The sequence below is a fragment of the Streptomyces globisporus genome (assembly GCF_003501885.1).
In the GTDB taxonomy this organism is placed as follows: Bacteria; Actinomycetota; Actinomycetes; order Streptomycetales; family Streptomycetaceae; genus Streptomyces; species Streptomyces globisporus_D.
Window position 1 is genome coordinate 1 of record NZ_QWFA01000138.1, and the last position, 16971, is coordinate 16971.

Annotated in this window: 10 protein-coding genes; 1 reads left to right on the forward strand and 9 read right to left on the reverse strand. The window is 71.8% G+C overall.

Translation table 11 applies throughout. The annotated features are described in order from the left end of the window. From D3105_RS34970 to eccD, 6 genes are all read right to left on the reverse strand, one after another. The coding region (locus tag D3105_RS34970) for an AAWKG family protein (RefSeq protein WP_206272864.1) at positions 1–1801 on the reverse strand (1801 nt) is incomplete at its 3' end. Positions 1802–1828: 27 nt separating this feature from the next. Next, positions 1829–2308 (reverse strand): type VII secretion system-associated protein, encoded by a 480-nt coding sequence (locus tag D3105_RS23595; RefSeq protein ID WP_118905057.1) that lies wholly within the window; start codon positions 2306–2308, stop codon positions 1829–1831. A gap of 120 nt (positions 2309–2428) precedes the next feature. Further along, entirely contained in the window at positions 2429–2737 is a 309-nt protein-coding gene (locus D3105_RS23600; RefSeq protein ID WP_118905058.1) for a WXG100 family type VII secretion target, read from the reverse strand. Between the two features lie 91 nt (positions 2738–2828). After that, the gene (locus D3105_RS23605; RefSeq protein WP_010069962.1) at positions 2829–3164 is read right to left on the reverse strand and encodes a hypothetical protein; all 336 of its coding nucleotides are present in this window, start codon (positions 3162–3164) and stop codon (positions 2829–2831) included. 401 nt (positions 3165–3565) lie between these two features. Further along, on the reverse strand, positions 3566–5092 hold the full coding sequence (eccB, locus tag D3105_RS23610) for a type VII secretion protein EccB (RefSeq protein WP_118905059.1): 1527 nt from the start codon (positions 5090–5092) through the stop codon (positions 3566–3568). 45 nt (positions 5093–5137) lie between these two features. Then, positions 5138–6544: a type VII secretion integral membrane protein EccD gene (gene eccD, locus D3105_RS23615; RefSeq protein WP_118905060.1), complete on the reverse strand. Its 1407-nt coding sequence runs from the start codon at positions 6542–6544 to the stop codon at positions 5138–5140. A gap of 409 nt (positions 6545–6953) precedes the next feature. Between eccD and eccCa the strand changes: the two genes are divergently transcribed. Then, positions 6954–10967 carry a type VII secretion protein EccCa gene (gene eccCa, locus D3105_RS23620; RefSeq protein ID WP_425315754.1) on the forward strand — a complete coding sequence of 1338 codons (4014 nt, stop codon included), beginning with the start codon at positions 6954–6956 and terminating at the stop codon, positions 10965–10967. A 48-nt stretch (positions 10968–11015) separates the two neighbouring features. Here eccCa and D3105_RS23625 read toward each other — a convergent pair whose 3' ends face one another. The 3 genes from D3105_RS23625 to D3105_RS23635 form a co-directional block, all read right to left on the reverse strand. Beyond that, positions 11016–12305, reverse strand: coding sequence for a S8 family serine peptidase (locus D3105_RS23625; RefSeq protein WP_118905062.1), 1290 nt, complete (start codon positions 12303–12305; stop codon positions 11016–11018). Further along, the gene (locus tag D3105_RS23630; RefSeq protein ID WP_118905063.1) at positions 12302–15613 is read right to left on the reverse strand and encodes a right-handed parallel beta-helix repeat-containing protein; all 3312 of its coding nucleotides are present in this window, start codon (positions 15611–15613) and stop codon (positions 12302–12304) included. The genes D3105_RS23625 and D3105_RS23630 overlap by 4 nt, the downstream gene beginning before the upstream one ends. Before the next feature lie 107 nt (positions 15614–15720). Further along, positions 15721–16929 (reverse strand): ricin-type beta-trefoil lectin domain protein, encoded by a 1209-nt coding sequence (locus D3105_RS23635; RefSeq protein WP_118905064.1) that lies wholly within the window; start codon positions 16927–16929, stop codon positions 15721–15723. Positions 16930–16971: the final 42 nt, after the last annotated feature.

Genomic DNA, 16971 nt, shown 5'->3' on the forward strand with positions numbered 1-16971 from the left:
CCTGCGGGTTGATGCCGCCGAGGTTGCCGAGGCTCTGGGTGAGCGGGGGGATGACCGGGGGCGGGATGGGCTGCCCGTTGCCGCCCAGCGGACCTCCGTCGGCGTTCAGCGTGCCGCCGTCGCCCAGAGGCGAGTTGAGGTTGCCCAGATCGCCGAGGTTGTTCAGCGCGTCGTTGTTGGCGTTGCCCAGGTCGTTCAGGAAGTCGTTGCCGGCGCTCCCGAGGTTGTTGAGATCGTCGAGCGCCTGGTTGTTGATGTTCCCGAGGTCGTCCAGGACGGTCTTGTTGTTGTTCCCCAGGTCGTCGAGGATGTCCTTGTTGTTGCTATTGAGGTCATCCAGGATGTCGTTGTTCTTGTTGTTCAGATCGTCCAGGATGTCGTTGTTCTTGTCGTTGAGGTCGTCGAGTATGTCGTTGTTGTTGTTATTGAGGTCGTCGAGGAAGTCGTTGTTGTTGTCGTTGAGCTTGTCGAGCCACTCGTCGATGTCCGGCCCGCCGTTGCCGCCGGGGTCGTTGAGCTTGTCCTCGGCGTAGTCCTCGCCCGCCGTGCTGGTGGTCCTGGGCTTCGGGACGTTCTCGGTGAAATCCTTGGTGATGTCGAGGAAGCGGTTGTTCAACTTCGACGTCTCCGCGATGGCGGGCCGGACGAGCTCCTGGTCGACACCTTGGTTCCAGAGCTCGACGGCCTTCTCCCCCACCTTCTTCCAGTTGGCGATGTCGCTCAGGTCGCCGTACTCGGGGTGTTCCTGGAGGAAGCCGTCCCGGGGTGAGTGCCTGACCGTGGTGTAGCCCGCACCCTGGTACCCGGTGTGCGTGGTGGCCTCGATGTCGCTCTTGCTGATGTTGTGCTCGTTGACCCAGCGGGCGAGATCGTCGAGCACGAAGCGCAGCACCCGAAGAGGGTCGTAGTAGTCGGTCTTCGCCCACGTCAGCCAGGCGTCCAACAGGTTGGACGCGGTGTCCTTGAGACTCTGGCTCGCCGTGTTCAGGGCGCGGGAGTACACCGTGCTCCCGGTTCCGCTCGCATCGTCGGCGTTCGAACTCTCCCCGAAGGTCTCCAGATAGCCCTCGTAGTTGTCGTGCACCTTCTTCAGGAGGTCGCGGAAGACGTCCGCCGCCTCCCCCTTCCAGCTCGCGTCCTCCCGGGCGAAGCGGTCCTCCCAGTCCTTGAGGACCACCGCCTTGTCCTTGAAGAACTGCGCGGCCCGGTCGAAGGACTCCCCGGTCTCGGTGAAGGACTTCAGCACCACCGCGTTGGCGTCGTCCACCGGAAGGTCGGCGAACTTGACGCCTTCGGTGCCGCCGTCCCGCAGGGCGATGAGCGCGGCTCGGGGCCCGTTCATGTAGCGGGCCAGCGGGATGGTACTCATCTCCTGCTTGTTGTAGTCCTTGAAGTCGTTGCCCTCCCGGACACCGGCGTCGTCCACGTCGTCCACGTCCGTGCCCGCGAAGTGGATGTCGTTGTCCGACTTCACCCGGCCCTCGAAGACGATGCGCGCCTGCATGAGCGAGGACTTCTTGTTCTTGTTCAGGAAGAAGATGTCGTAGTCCTGGCCCTCGTTCACGAGGAAGCCGGACTCCGAGACGACGGACTTGAGGTCCCGTTCACGGATGTCCATCCGGAACAGCGGGCCCCCGCTGGTCGAGGTCAGCTTCTCGAAGATCGTCTTGCGGTCCGGCACCGGATAGCCGGTGATGTGCGTCACCAGCGTCGCCCACGCGTCCGACGATTCGGAATCGAACCCCTCCAGCTTCTCCACGTTCGCTTCGGAGTTCGGGTCCTCGTTCTGGACCTCAGCCACGGGTACCCCCTTCGGTACTGGTCCGGGTCAGGATGTTTCCTCGTCGTCGCCACCCGAGCCACCGACGGTGAGGGCGTCCACCTCGTCGAAGGTCTGGAGCAGCGTCTGCGCGTCGATCGCGTCGAGGTTCTTCTCCTTGGTCTTGTTCGCTTCCTCGATGGTCTCGGTGAGGGCTTCCTTGAGCTCCTTGAAGAGCGTCACCTGCTCACCGAGGAGCTCGTCGATCTTGGTGGCCGACGAGGTGACGGCGGCCAGCAACGTCTTGCCGGAGACCAGGTCCTCATGGTCTCCACGGCCGATGTGCCCGATCCGCAGGACCTGGTCGGCCTTCTTCGGGTTGTCGGCGGTGGTGTATCCGGCCACCAGATCCCCGAGCGGGCGTATTCCGCTGTCGGGGGTGTCCTCGCGCGTGACCTTGGCATCCTTGCGTACCGGCTCGACCTCCAGGTCCCGGAAGTTCTCCATCTGCTTGAGGTCGAAGTGCTTGACGTCGGCCTTCTCAGCCATGGGACGTCCTCCTGGGGTTCGGCGCCGGGCGGTTCGGGAACAGAGGGGCGGCCGCGGTCGGCTCGCCCGCACCGGGTCCGGGTTCCACCCGCCACGGTGGCGGGTGGAACCCGGAGGGGGCTAACGGGCCCGCACGTTGCCCCAGTTGTCGGCGCTGCGGCGCTCGTCGCGGGAGTGGTTGTCGTGGATGCTCTGGACCAGCTCGCCGCTGTCGCCGAGGAGCAGGGCCATGTTCTTGGTCGCCTGGTCCCACTCGGCCTGGACCCCGCGGTACATCGCCTGGTCGTCACCCTCCCAGGAGGTGACGAGCGGTTTGAGCTCGTCCTCCAGGTTGTTGAGGGTGGTGATGATCTGCTGGGTCTGCTGCTTCAGCTCCTCGATCGCGTTGCGGACCGTGGCGTACTGCACATCGATGATGCCGTCGGCCATGACATCTCCTCTCGGGTGGCCGGGCCCGCGGGCCCGGGGATGCTCACAGGGTCCGGCCTCCACACAGGGGCCGGCGCCGCCGGGAACGGGGTCAGCGCAGCGCCTCGAAGACGCCCTGGCTGGTCTTGCTGTTGAGCACCTCGGTGAGGTCCTGGTTCTCCTTCGCCAGCCGGTCGGCCGACGTGACGTTCTCCTGGAGCGCGTCGATCATCTTGCTGATCTGCACGACGACCTTCTGCGCCTCGCCGTTCCAGCTGCGGAACAGCTTCAGCAGGGCCTGGCCCTCGTCGCCCCCGACGCCCGAACGCGCGGCGATCTCACCGACGTTGTTCTGGATCTTCTCGACCGCCGCCCGGGCCGACTCCAGCGAGGAGACACCTCCCAGGCCCTTGGCATAGTCCGCCCGCCTCTGGCCGCTGTCCGCCATGTCGCGCTCCCTTCGTTGAGTGACTTCTCGTCGCACCGTTGCCCGCCGAGGCTAAAGAGAAATCGCCGTCCGCCGCAACGCGTACAGGGAAGATTTGAGCATAGTTCTGCGGGTCAGATTCCTTGCGCGCCAACGGAGTTGTCCCAAGGTTTCCACGAAATGAACGCGGACCCCCCGCCGTCCGTCCGTACCGGTCGATGCGGACGGGAAACGGGCAGCGGAAGAATCCGAACGGGCACCGAGGGAGCCCGACTCCCGCGCGGCACGGCCCTTTCGCGGTATTCCGCGGAGGACCGGGCGCTCAATTTCTGAGCTTTTTCTGAGGTTTCCCTTCGTGCGCGGGCCACGCCCGGGAGAACCCTTTCCCTTTCTTCGGTACCGTATGGGGGATTTCTCCTGGATCATGGCCGGGAGTCGCCTGCCCCGCACTTCGGGGCGGTGACGCGGGGTTCAGCGGCGCCGGTGGCGGCGGCCGGGTCGAGGTCCGCGCCGGTCGGCAGTGCGGCGAGCAGGGGTGCGGGGACCGCCCCGATGTCCCCTTCGCCGTACCCGAGCGCCGTCAGGGAGTCCTTGGCCGGGAACCGGTACTTCACGCCGTTGTCCGCGACCAGATAGGTGGTTCCGGCGTGTGCGGCGCCGCTCGCGTGCAGGGCCCGGACCAGGGCGCCGCGCCCGGGACGTACGACGGTGGCCTCGGTCCGGACGCAGGCCGCGACCAGCGGCTGGGCGGTTCCCTGCGAGACCGCGACGGGGGCGAGAGCGGTCAGCGGGACCAGCACCGACCGGATCCGGGCGCCGCCGTCGCCGCCGTCCACCTGGGCGCAGAGCGCGGTGCCGCGCGGTGCGGAGTGCGGGGTGGGCGGTGTACGGGGCAGGTCCGCGCCCGGCGAGCCGGCGGCGGCCGTCTCCTTGGCCCGGTGCGTACGGAGCGCGTCGGCGCCGACCGCGCGGGCCTCGGGCGAGCGCCCCTGGTAGGCGTCCTTCTGGGTGGCCGGATCGCCCAGCACGAGCGCGGCCGCTAGGCCGGAGAGCGGCACGAGGCCGTCCTCGCGCAGCAGGTGGTAGGTGCTGCCGCCGCCGGGCACGCTCACCTCGAAGAGCTGGCCGACCGTGCTCGGTTCACCGCCGATGACGGGGCCCTTCTCCCCTCGTCCCGGGACCTGCGGCGGCTTCAAGGCGGGGCCGGGGGCGAGTGCGTCGAGGAAGGCGGCCGAGACCGGCATGGCCCGTTCGGAGCCGTAGCCGAGGGCGTTACGGGCGTCGGACTCGCGGTCCAGCGCTAGCCGGCTGCCCCGCCACACCAGGTACTCGGTGCGGTCCGGGCCGCGGACGAGCACCCCGCGGTCGCCGCCGACGTCCTGGGAGTCCAGCGGCGCCCCGGCGACCACGGTGGTGGCCCCCGGCCGGTCCACTCCGGCGTCCGCGACCCCGCCGGAGGTGCTGGGCAGGGCTCCTTCCGGGCCGGTGACGCACATGTGCCAGGCCCCGGCGTCGAGCCGGCCCGGGTCGGGCAGGGTGTCCGGGGCGCCGGGGATGCCCGCCGGGGTCCCCACGGGGACGTCCCGCAGCGAGGCGGTGGAGACGTCCACGGACTTCAGGTCGGACCCGCCGATCAGCCGGGCCGAGGCGTAGTTGCGCACCGGGTGCAGTACGCCGTCGGTGCCGGTCCACAGGTAACGTGCGCCGGTGTCGCGGTTGACCACCAGGTGCTCGCCCTTGCGCCAGGTGTCGTTGCCGCCGGGGCGCAGCAACCCGTAGACGGTGGCGCCCGCGCCGATCAGGACGGTCACCAGCAGACCGAAGACGACGCCGCGGGTGGTGCGGCCCAGCGGGCTCTCGGGGGCATCCGGGTCGGCCATCAGCAGGCCCGAGCTGAGCCTGCCCATCATGAATCCGTGGGCCTGGACCTGGTCGCGCTTGGACTGCACAGCCTCTCCTCAACTCGTTTCTGGTCGACCGGCGTACGCGGGTGCTCAGCCGAACAGGCCGCGCAGCCAGCCGAAGAGGCCCGCCGCCCACAGGGCGAACGGCAGCAGCGCGACCGCGAGGCCGGTGTGGGCCAGCTCCGCCGCCCGCCCCCAGTACGGCAGTACCCGGCGGCCGGGCACGATCCAGGACGCGGTCACCAGGGCGGCGGCGGAGGCGAGCAGCACCGCGAAGACGATCACGCGGCCGTCGGCGTCGCTGCCCACCGCCCAGGCGCGGGCGAGGAGCAGCAGCCCCACGATTCCGGGCACGGCCAGGGTGAGCCGCTGGCCGATGTGGACCAGGCCCCGGGAGTGCAGGAGCAGCAGCAGGGTCAGCGCGAGCGCGGTGAGCGTCTCGGGCAGGTCCGGGTGGTGGGCGAGGACGGCGAGTGCGGCGACGGCGATGGTGCCGGTGGCGGCGAAGAGCGCGGTGACCCAGCGTCCGGCGAGTTCGGTGCGCTCGGCGACCTCGTCGCCGGCGTACGGGTCGATGCCTTCCTGGAGCTGCCCGGCGGAGGACGGCAGGGCGGGCATACGCATTCCGGCCAACTTGAAGGCGAAGGGTGCCACGGCCCCGGCGGCGAGCGCGACGACCGTCGCCACCAGTGCGACCGAGGCCGCCGCGTCCAGGCTGGTGTAGCCCATCAGGGCTCCGGAGACCGCGGTGGCCACGGCGACCACGGCGGTGGCCAGCAGGGCGGGGGCGCCGACTGCGGTCGCGGCGAGCGCGAGGACCGCGCCGCCCGCGGCCGCTGCGCCGGCCGCCAGCAGCCGCGCGCCCACGACCTGCGCCGCGTCGGGGCCGGTCAGGTCGCCGCCGGGCAGCACCCAGCCGACCAGGGCGAAGCACGGGGCGACCAGCAGGCCGAGAGCGGTCGCGGAGAGCCGGTCGCCGACCGCGCGGCTGGCGGAGCCGGCGCCCGCGAGGAGCAGTACTCCGGCCACGGCCGCGCAGGCGGCGCGGGTGGCCGCGGAGTCGGCCACGCCGGGCCGGAACACCATCACCAGAGCGGTCGCCACGGTCGCCGCGGCGGTGCCCACCAGCAGGCCGCGAGCGGCTCCGGCGTGCCAGGTGTGCAGGCGGCGGCCCACCGTCTCGGCTATCCCGTCGACGAGGTCGTCGAGCCGGGCCTCGGGCAACGCCTCGGTGTGCGGGCGCAGGTGGAGCACGGTGCCGTCGGCGAGACCGGCCCGGGCCAGGGTGGTCTCCTCGTCGAGCGGGGCGTCGCCGAGCCGCTGGAGCACCCAGCCGGCGTGGTCGAGCCCGGCCTCCTCGGCCTCCTCACCGACGTACCGCAGGAGAGTGGGGAGCAGATCGGCGACCGGTACGTCGGCGGGCACGGCCAGATCGATGGTGACGCTCGGCGCACGTACGGTCAGGCGGCACGTTTCGGCCACCGCACTGTCGGTCATCAGCAGAACTCTCGTCTTCCGTGCAGGCTTTGACAGAGGACTTCCCCGGCGAGAGGGAATGTGCGAACAGTACGGAAAGTCTGCGCGGGTCGTGAAGCCGGGTGCCTGGCACGGAAATTGTGCCCGCACACCGGTGAGGGAGGACCCTCCCGCGTGGACAGGGCGCGTTCCGTGAATGCAGACTACTGCCTGCGGCCACCGGCCGCGCTGCGGGCCGGGGTTCGAATCCGGTATGCGCTTGCGCCTTCACGGAAGTGGGCCGCTCCGCGCTGTCCGCTCGAGACATTCACCCGGCGTTCATCGGAGCATGTGCCACAGCCGAATGAATCAGCCTGGTGCGGTCTTTCCCGTTGCCGGGTGCACCGGTATTCGGCGAGCCGCAAAGCCAGTGAACCGGAGGTTCTGTTCCTTGAGTGTCGTGCTGTTTCGCCGCCCGGCCCGCCGGCGCGGGCCGGAGATGCCCGAGGGGCAGTTGACCCTCCAGGAGCCGCCCGTCCTCGCCGAGACGGTGCCCGACACCTCGGCGGTGTGGACCTACCTGCCGATGGCGCTGATGTCGGTGTCGATGATGCTGATGTTCCTGCGCCCCGGCGGCGGGAACGGCGTCTTCATGTATCTGGCGATGGGTGTCATGGCGCTCTCCGCCGGCGCGATGCTGCTGGGCCAGCTGATGCGGCGCTCCAGCGAGCGCAAGCAGCGACTGAAGGGTGAACGGCGCGACTATCTGCGCTACTTGGCCCAGACCCGCAAGCGGGTGCGGACCACTGTCGCGGAGCAGCAGCGGGCGCTCGCCTGGCGTCACCCGGAGCCCGCCTCGCTCCGCTCGCTGGCCCGCACCTCACGACTGTGGGAACGCCGCCCGGCCGACGAGGACTTCGGCGAGGTCCGGCTCGCGGTGGGCGAACAGCAGCTCGCGCTCACCCTGAACCCGGTCTCCACCCGTCCGGTGGAGGATCTCGAACCCCTCTGCGCGCACGCGCTCCGCCGCTTCATCCGGGCCTACTCCACCATCCCGGAGCAGCCGTTGGGGCTCTATCTGCGCTCCTCGGCCCGGATCCTGCTGCGCCAGGAGGAGGCGCCGGACGGGTCCTCGCCCGACCCCCAGGCCTCGGAGCAGGACGCCGTACGGGCCCTGGTGCGGGCGATGCTCGGGCAACTGGCGGTGTTCCACGCACCCGAGGAGCTGTGGATCGCGTTCTGCGTCAGCGACGAGCGGCGGGCCGACTGGGAGTGGGTCAAGTGGCTGCCGCACGTGCTGGATCCGCACGAGGAGGACGGGGCGGGGCAGGCCCGCCGGATAACCGCCGACCTCACCGAGCTGGACGATCTGCTCGGCGCCGAGTTCGCCGAGCGCCCCGGATTCGACCCGGACGCCCGGCCCGGCCGCGACGAGCCGTACACGGTCGTCGTGCTGGACGGCGTCAACGTCCCGGAGGGCCACCGCTGGGAGGGCCACGGATACCGCAACGCCCTGGTCCTGGATGTGTCCGGGGCGCTGCGCTGGCGGCCCGGCCGCAACACGCTGCGCCTCACCGTGGGGCCCGACCAGGTGAACCTCGTGCGCACCGACCGCAGCCGCAAGGAGCGCACGGTGCCGCTCGGCCGCCCCGACCGGCTCGGTCCGCTCGGCGCGGAGTCGCTGGCCCGGCTGCTCACCCCGCGCCGGATGAGCCTCGGCACCGACATCGCGCAGCCGCTGGACACCGACGTCGAGCTGACCACCCTGCTCGGCATTCCCGATCTGCACCGGCACGACCCGCAGACCCTGTTCGCCCGGCACTCCGGCTCCGGCCGGCTCCGGGTGCCGATCGCGGTCGGCGTGGACGGCCGTCCGGTCGAGCTCGACATCAAGGAGTCCGCGCAGGGCGGCATGGGACCGCACGGCATGCTCATCGGCGCCACCGGCTCCGGCAAGAGCGAGCTGCTGCGCACCCTCGTCCTCGGGCTCGCCCTGACCAACTCCTCCGAGACGCTCAACTTCGTCCTGGTCGACTTCAAGGGCGGAGCCACCTTCCTCGGCCTGGAGGAACTCCCGCACACCTCCGCCGTGATCACCAACCTGGCGGACGAAGTCGCCCTGGTGGAACGCATGCAGGACGCCCTGCACGGTGAACTCATCCGCCGCCAGGAGCTGCTGCGCGCGGCGGGCAACTACACCTCGGCGCTGGAGTACGAGCGGGCCCGCGCCGCCGGAGCCGACCTGGCGCCACTGCCCAGCCTCTTCGTCGTGGTCGACGAGTTCAGCGAACTGCTATCCACCCACCGGGAGTTCATGGAGCTCTTCGTGATGATCGGCCGCCTCGGCCGGTCGCTCGGCGTCCATCTGCTGCTCGCCTCGCAGCGCCTGGACGAGGGGCGTATGCACCAGCTGGAGAGCCATCTCTCGTACCGCATCGGCCTGCGGACCTTCTCCGCGATGGAGAGCCGCGGGGTGCTCGGCGTACCGGACGCCTACGAGCTGCCCGCCGCGCCCGGCAGCGGCTATCTGAAGTCCGGGGTGGAGGCCCTGACCCGGTTCCGTGCCGCGTACTCCTCGGGGACGTACCGACGGCGGACCGGTGCCGTGGTGCAGGCCCGGGTGGCGAGCCAGGTGGTGCCGTGGACCAGCGGGTGGGTCGTGCCGCGCACTCTGGAGACCCCGCCCGACCCGGAGCCGGAGACGGAGGAGGCCGAGGACGAGGAGGCGCTGCTCGACGTGGCGCTGGACCGGCTGCGCGGCTCCGGCCCCGACGCCCACCAGGTGTGGCTGCCGCCGCTGGACGAGCCGTCCCCGCTGGACGCGCTGCTGCCCGGGATCGCGGCGGACGAGGAGCGGGGCCTGATCGCCTCACGCTGGCCGGGCACCGGGAAGCTGCGGGTGCCGGTCGGCCTGGTGGACAAGCCGTTCGAGCAGCGGCGCGACCCGCTGGTCGTGGACCTGTCCGGGGCGGGCGGCCATATCGCCGTCGCGGGCGGTTCGCAGAGCGGCAAGTCCACGGTCGCCCGGACCCTCATCGCCGCGCTGGCGCTCACCCACACCCCGGCCGAAGTGCAGTTCTACTGCCTGGACTTCGGCGGCGGCGGGCTCTCCCAGCTCGCCGCGCTCCCGCACGTCGGCGGGGTCGCGGCGCGGCTCAACCCGGAGCGGGTGCACCGGACGGTGGCCGAGGTGATGGCGCTCCTGGCCCGCCGCGAGCAGTTCTTCGTGGACCACACGCTGGACTCCATGCAGTCCTACCGGCGTCGCCGGGCCGCCGGGGAGTTCCCCGACGAGCCGTACGGCGATGTGTTCATGGTGGTCGACGGCTGGTCCACCGTGCGCCAGGACTACGACGACCTGATCCCGAAGTTCAACGAACTCGCCGCCCGGGGCCTCAACTACGGCATCCATCTGCTCATCACCACGACCCGCTGGGTGGAGCTGTCCGCGCAGGTCCGCGACCAGGCCGCCACCCGCCTTGAGCTGCGGATGGGTGACCCGATGGACTCCGAGATCGACACCCGTAAGGCCCGCTCGGTGCCGCGCACCGGTGGCCGGGGCATCACCGCCGACAGCAAGATGCACTTCCTCGCGGGCCTGCCCCGGCTGGACGGCAGCGGCTCCCTGGAGGATCTGGGCGAGGGCGTGGCCCACCTCGTCGGGGAGATCGCCCGGCACTGGTCCGGTCCTGCCGCCCCGCAGGTGCGGATGCTCCCGCACCGGCTGCCGGTCTCCGAACTCCCCTCCCCCGAGGCCACCGAGGGCGGCGGCATGCGCCTCGCGCTCGGTCTCGACCAGGACGCGCTGGAGCCGGTCTGGCACGACTTCAGCCGGACCCCGCACCTCATCGCGGTCGGCGACACCGAGAGCGGCAAGACCAACCTGCTGCGTCTGATCACGCAGGGCATCACCGCCCGGTACGCCCCCGAGGAGGCGAAGATCATCGCGGTGGACTACCGCCGCACCCTGGTCGACGCCATCCCCGAGGAGTACCGCATCGGGCATGTCATCTCCCTCGACAACCTCAACGAGACCATCGAGGGCGCGGCCCGCGCGATGAAGACCCGGGTGCCCGGGGCCGACATCTCACCGGCCCGGATGCGCAGCTGTGACTGGTGGACGGGCCCGCGCCTGTTCATCCTGGTCGACGACTACGACATGGTGTCGGGCAACTCGTTCCAGAGCCCCTTCGAGCCGCTCTTCGAGCATCTGACCCTCGGCTACGAGATGGGTCTGCACCTGGTCGTCGCCCGCAGCGCGATGGGCGCGGGGCGAGGTCTGAGCGACGGGCTGATCCGCCGTCTGGACGAGGCCAACAACCCGGCGGTCCTGCTCTCCTGTCCGCCCACGGAGGGCCGTCTCTTCGGCAACGCGAAGCCGCTGAACCTGCCGCCGGGCCGGGCCCTGCACATCCAGCGCCGCAAGCCGCGGCTGGTGCAGACGGCCCTGGTGGAGCAGGACTGAGCGAACGTGAAAGGGGCCCCCTCCGGCCGGAGGGGGCCCCTTTCACGTTCAGCCCTGGTCCGGAGTGGTCGCCCCCGCCGGACGCCACCCCCGGGCACGGGCCCGGGTGAGGGCGAAACCGGCCCAGAGGAGGGAGAGGACGCCGGCCGATCCGAGGAGGACGAAGAGGATGGCCCGGCCGGTGGCGCGGTCGGTGTCGGAGGTGTCCCGTACGGCCACGGGTTCGGCGGTCCCCTCCGCACCGCCGACCGGCGCGCCCGCGTCGCCGAGGACCGTGGTGACGGCGGCGTAGGCGTCCAACTGGGGGAGGTCGGCCGGGTACGCGGTGGCGGTCAGCCGACGGGTCACCGCATCGGCCGGTTCCTCGGGGTGGGTGGCGCGGACGGCCGCTGCGGCACCGGCCGCGTACGCGGTGGCCACCGCGACACCGCCCCCGAGGTAGTGCCCCTTGCCGCGTGGCCCGCCGGAGACCACCCCGGCTCCCGGGGCGGCCAGATCGATGCCCTCGGTGGGCAGCGCGCCGTCCGGCCGGGCCCCGGCGGGCAGCATGTCGGCGACCGCGAGAACGCCGGGCTCACCGGCGGGCCAGTAGGTACGCGGGGGGATCTCGTCGGCCGAGCCGCGCGACGGCGGCTCCGGGGCGGCCGCCGCGACCACCACCGCACCGGCCTTGCGGGCTTCCTCGACGGCTCGGGTGAGCGCGGTGTTCTTGCGCGGGAGGGCCACGGCGACCGCGATCACGTCGGCCTTCGCGGTGGTCGCGGCCCGGACCGCCGCCGTGACAAGCGCGGGGTCCGGCTGGCCGCGCCGGTCGGTGCCGCGCAGGGCGAGGACCTTCGCGCCCGGGGCGACCCCGGCGAGGCGCGGGGTGGGGCCGCCGGTCCCGGCGATCACCCCGGCCAGGAACGTCCCCTGTCCGACGCAGTCGTCGGCGGCCTGGCCCTGGGCGGTGACGCGGCCCTCGAGTCCTTCGGCCCCGGGGTTGACACCGGTGGAGATCAGCGCGACGGTGACGCCGGCTCCGGTGGTGTGCCGGTGCAGCCGGTCCAGGTCGAGACGCTGGCGTGACCAGTCCTGCTTCTTCGCCTGCTCCTTGGAGGCGGGGGTGCAGGCGACGGCCTCGGCCCGCGCGTCGAGCGCGGTGGGCATCCCGGGCAGTTCCTGGCCCTTGGGACCGTCGGCGGCGGGGAGTGCGATCGGTGTACGGGGGTGGGGCCCGGCCTGGGCGGGTGCGGCCAGGGGCACCACCAGGGCGGCCGCGAGCCCGGTCCCGTACAGCAGGCGGGCCGTCCTGGCCGTCCGGGACTCCCCGGTGGTCCCTCGCTCGGGCGGCCTCACCGGGGCACCGCCTTCGGGGCCGCGGCCGTGACATCCGCCGGGAGGAGGATGCGCAGGTCGTCCAGGGTGGGCGCGGCCAGCGAACTGATTCGGCCCGCCTGGCGGGTGACCATCGACTCGACGACCTGGCGGGCCAGGCGGGCGTTGCCGAAGGACCGGTCGCGGGGTACCGCGTCGAAGTACTCCCTGAGCAGCGGTCCGGTGCCGGGGCCGCACTCGTACCCCATGGCGGCGGCCTGGGCGCGCACGATGGTGACCAGTTCCTCGGAGGAGTAGTCGGCGAAGGCGATCCGGCGCGGGAAGCGGGACGAGAGGCCGGGGTTGGAGGCGAGGAAGCGTTCCATCTCGTCGGTGTATCCGGCGACGATGACGACGACCTCGTCGCGGTGGTCCTCCATCAGCTTCAGCAGGGTGTCCACCGCCTCCTGCCCGAAGTCGGCGCCGCCGCCGCGCGGGGTGAGGGTGTAAGCCTCGTCGATGAACAGGACGCCGCCACGGGCCTTTTCGAAGACCTCGCGGGTCAACTGGGCGGTGTGGCCTATGTAGCGGCCGACGAGGTCGGCGCGCGCGGCCTCGATCAGCTGGCCGCGCTCCAGCACGCCGAGCTGGGTGAGCACCTCGCCGTAGAGCCGGGCGACGGTGGTCTTGCCGGTGCCGGGCGGGCCGGTGAAGACCAGGTGGTTACTGAGGGAGGGGACGGGCAGCCCGGCGGCGGCGCGGTGGCGGGCGGTGGTGATGAGGTTGACCAGATCGGCGACCTCGCGCTTCACCTCGGCCAGTCCGATCATGTCGCCGAGACGGGTGAGCGGGTCGTCCGCCGGTGCGGCGGTCTCAGTGGCCGAGGCGGCGGCGGTGGCCGAGACGTCCTCGGGGAGCAGCAGCCGCAGATCGTTCTCGCTGACCTGGGTCTGGGCGGAGAGCCGGATCGCCTGCCGGTCCACCATCTCCTCGAACACGCCCCGCGCGGCACGGCCGTTGCCGAATCCGGCGTCCCGGTCCATGGCCCCGAAGTGGGCGGCGAGCGCCTGGGCCGTGCCCTCCCCCAGCTCGTACTGGTGCTGGGTGCACATGCTCTCCATGATCGCGACCAGGTCGTCCACGGAGTAGTTCTCGAACTCGACGGTCCGTGAGAAACGGGACGCGAGGCCCGGATTGGAGCTGAGGAAGGACTCCATCTCGCGGGAGTATCCGGCGGCGACCACGACCACGTCGTCGCGGTGGTCCTCCATGAGCTTGAGCAGGGTGTCCACGGCCTCGCGGCCGAAGTCGGCTCCGCCGTTGCCGCTGTCGGCGGTGAGGGTGTACGCCTCGTCGATGAACAGGACGCCGCCCAGCGCCCGTTGAAAGGTCTCGGAAGTCTTGATGGCGGTGCCGCCGACGACTTGGGCGACCAGGTCGGCGCGGGAGACCTCGACCAGGTGTCCGCTGCGCAGCGAGCCCAGCTCGGCGAGGATCGCCCCGTAGAGGCGGGCGACGGTGGTCTTACCGGTTCCGGGCGGGCCGGCGAAGATCAGGTGTCTACTCATCGGCGGTGCGGGCATGCCGAGTTGTTCGCGGCGCTGGGCGAGCTGGGTGAGGTTGACCAGGGTACGTACCTGCTGCTTGACGTTCTCCAGGCCGATCAGCGCGTTGAGGGCGCCGAGCGGGCCGTCCGCACGGTCCGGCGCGGGCGCGTCGGCGGCGCCGGATCCGGCCGGGTCGGTGTTCTCGGCACTGCCGCTGCCCCAGGCGTCTCGCTTGCCGTTGCCGACGCTGTTCAGGCCGTCCACGGCGAGCCGTTCGCCGGGCGCGGTCTGCACCAGGCCGCCGCCCTCGTTCTCGCGGGCGGTGCAGTTGACGAGCGAGACGGGGGCGGTGGACTCGACCCGGAAGCCGTCCTGGACGCCCCCGTTGGCCTCGCAGCCGCTGAGCGAGGCGAGAGCGCCCTCGCGGAGGAGGAAGCCGTGTCCCTTGGGGGCGTGGACGGTGGTGCGGTTGGCGGTCAGTTCACCGCCGGCGGCGACGACCACACCCTCCTCACCCGATACCTCGACGCGGAAGTCACGGACGGTGACATTACCGCCGTCCTCCACGATCAGGCCGTTGGTGGCCGTGTCGGAGACCCCGCCACCCGCCAGGTAGAGAGTGGAGCCGGAGGCAACCCGTACACCGGCGCCCTTCGGTCGGACGATCTCGCAGTCCTCGACGCGGCCCCGGGCGTCCTTGGTGGCCGCGATGCCGTCACCGGCGGGCTCGACCAGCCGGGCCCGGCGCAGCAGCGGATTGGCGCCGCCCTGCAGAGCGACGGCGGGCGAGGAGCCGATGACCTCCAGGCGGTCCAGCTCGGGCGCCGCGTCCTCCTCCAGGAGCAGCCCGGTCCCTTCGCAGTCGCGGACGGTCAGGCCGGTCAGCGCCGGAGAGGAGGCCCCGGCGACCCGCAGTGCGGCGCCCTGCGTCCCGTCCACCCAGCAGTCCTCGAAGGTGCCACGGGCCCGGTCGGTGACGAACAGGCCGTGCCCCCGTGCGCGTGAGACGCGGCAGCGGCGTAGCACGGGGTCGGTGCCCACGGCGAGGACGATCCCGTTGCCGGATGCGCCGGTCACGCGGACGTCCTCCAGGGTGGTGCGGCCCGCGGTGCTCAGGTGCACGCCGGTGCTGGTGTCGTGCACGACGGTGCGGACGACCGAGAGGGCGGAGTTCTCCTCCAGGGCGATGGAGGGCTTGTCGGTGGAGGAGATGTCGCAGTCCTCGACGGTGCCCCGGGTCTCGCCGTTGGCGAGCAGCCCGTTGCCCCGGGCGCCCCGCACCGTGCAGTCGCGGACCCGCGCCTCGCCCTGCTCGGCGAGGACGATGCCGCTGGTGCCGAGGTGTTCGAGCGTGCAGGACTCGACGGTGGTGGGTGTGGTCGAGGTGACCACGATGCCCGCGCCCTGCGGGTTGCTCACCCGGCAGTCCCGCAGCGCGAGGGAGCCGGTCCCGCCGGCCAGCATCGCGGTCCAGGCCGCGCCGACGATCTCGCACCCGTCGAGCGCGGCCTGCCCGCGCCGCACGTCCACGGCGGGCAGCTCGGAGTCGCCGCCGCGCAGGGTGAGTTCGGAGAGCATGACGGCGTCGGCGCGCAGCGCGATGACGCTGCCCGAACGCGGCCGGATCTCCACCGTGCCCCGTCCCTCGGCGGCGGTGAGGGTCACCCGGGTGTGGATCACCAGGTTCTCCGCGTACGTCCCGGGCCGGACGCTGATGAGCGCACCGGTACGGGCGGCGGCGAGCGCCTCACCGATCGTGGAAAAGCGGTCCGCGGGGCCGACCGTCAGTACCTGGCGCGACACGCACCAACCTCCTTGCTACGGCGGCGTCCTGTTCGGACGCCCCTCTTCGCCGGGAACGCGGTTCGGCGGTCCGGCGATGCCATCATGTCTCGCTCCGTGCGCCCGGGTCAGGTGCTCCACTTCTGGTTGTCGAGCCCCGTGCACTCCCACAGGATCAGATAGGTGGACGGACCCCTGCTCTTGCTGTGGTTCGGGATGTCGACGCACTTGCCGACGACGGTGTTCACCAGATCGTGAGCGCCGTTCAGGGTGAACTTCTGGGCCGCGGAACCGTTGCACCAGGCGAGCTGGATCGGGGTGCCGTTGCTGAAGTTGGCGTTGGCCACGTCCAGGCACTTGTCCCTGGCCCGGATCGTGCCGTCCGAGCCGAAGCGCCACTTCTGGGCGTCGGCGCCGTTGCAGTCCCACATGAACAGCGGCTGACCGTCGTTGAAGTTGTGACCGGGGACGTCGAGGCAGCGGCCGGAGAGGTGGCTGCGGAAGGAGACGGGCCCGCTGAACGTGACGGCCGGCCGGGCCTTGGCGGGCTGGTTCTTGCCGCCGCTGCCGGCCTTGGGCTTCTCCTTGGACGAGTCCGCCTTCTTCGGCGGGTCCTTGGGCCCGTCGCCCGGCTTCGCCTCCGCCTTGCCGCCGCCCGCCGGGGGGATGGCCGGCGCGGCGTTGCCGGCCTTCTCCGGCTTCGCCTCGTCCTTCTCCCCCTTCTTTCCGTCCTCGGAGGCCGCGCTGGTCTCGGGAGCGGTGACGGCGAACTCGCCCGGCGCCTCCGGTCCGCTCCCGTCGAGGACGGTCCCGGCCCCGGCGGCCTTCGTCCGCTCGGGCCCGTCGTCGTTGTTCCCGGCGAGCACGAGGAAGGGCACCGACACGAGCAGCGCGCCCACGACCGCCGCCCCCGCGAGCGCGGCCTTGCCCGGCCGCCCCACGGGCCCCGCCTCCTGCTGCGGCTGCCCGATGGCGGTGGCGGTCATGGTCCGTACGAGGGCGGGGAGCCGGCTCTGGGCGGCGGAGGCGCTGGGGTCGGTCTCGGGGTCGGAGGCGGTGGCGGACTCAGGGGTTGCGGCCTGGGCGTCGGGGGCCTGGGCATCGGGGCGCTCGCTCTGCTCGCCCTTCTCACCCTGCTCTCCCGTTTCGGCCTCCTTGGCCTCCCCGGTCTTCGGGGCCTTCGCGACCTCCTCGGCCTTTTCGGCTTCCGGGGTCTTCGCAGCCTCAAGGCCCTTGCCGGCCTCCTCGGAGACCTTCTCGGTCTCCGCGGCCTCGGCTTCGGGCTTCGCCTGTGCGGGAGCGGAGGCGGGGGTCGGCTGGGACGACGAACGCGTCACGGGGTCCTCCCTGTGGTGTGGGGCCGGGGTTCGGTCGGGGCG

Excerpts from the sequence above, each read along its gene's own strand:
- D3105_RS23600 (WP_118905058.1), bottom strand. The coding sequence starts at position 2,737 with ATGGCCGACGGCATCATCGATGTGCAGTACGCCACGGTCCGCAACGCG.
- D3105_RS23605 (WP_010069962.1), bottom strand. The coding sequence starts at position 3,164 with ATGGCGGACAGCGGCCAGAGGCGGGCGGACTATGCCAAGGGCCTGGGA.
- D3105_RS23595 (WP_118905057.1), bottom strand. The coding sequence starts at position 2,308 with ATGGCTGAGAAGGCCGACGTCAAGCACTTCGACCTCAAGCAGATGGAG.
- eccD (WP_118905060.1), bottom strand. The coding sequence starts at position 6,544 with ATGACCGACAGTGCGGTGGCCGAAACGTGCCGCCTGACCGTACGTGCG.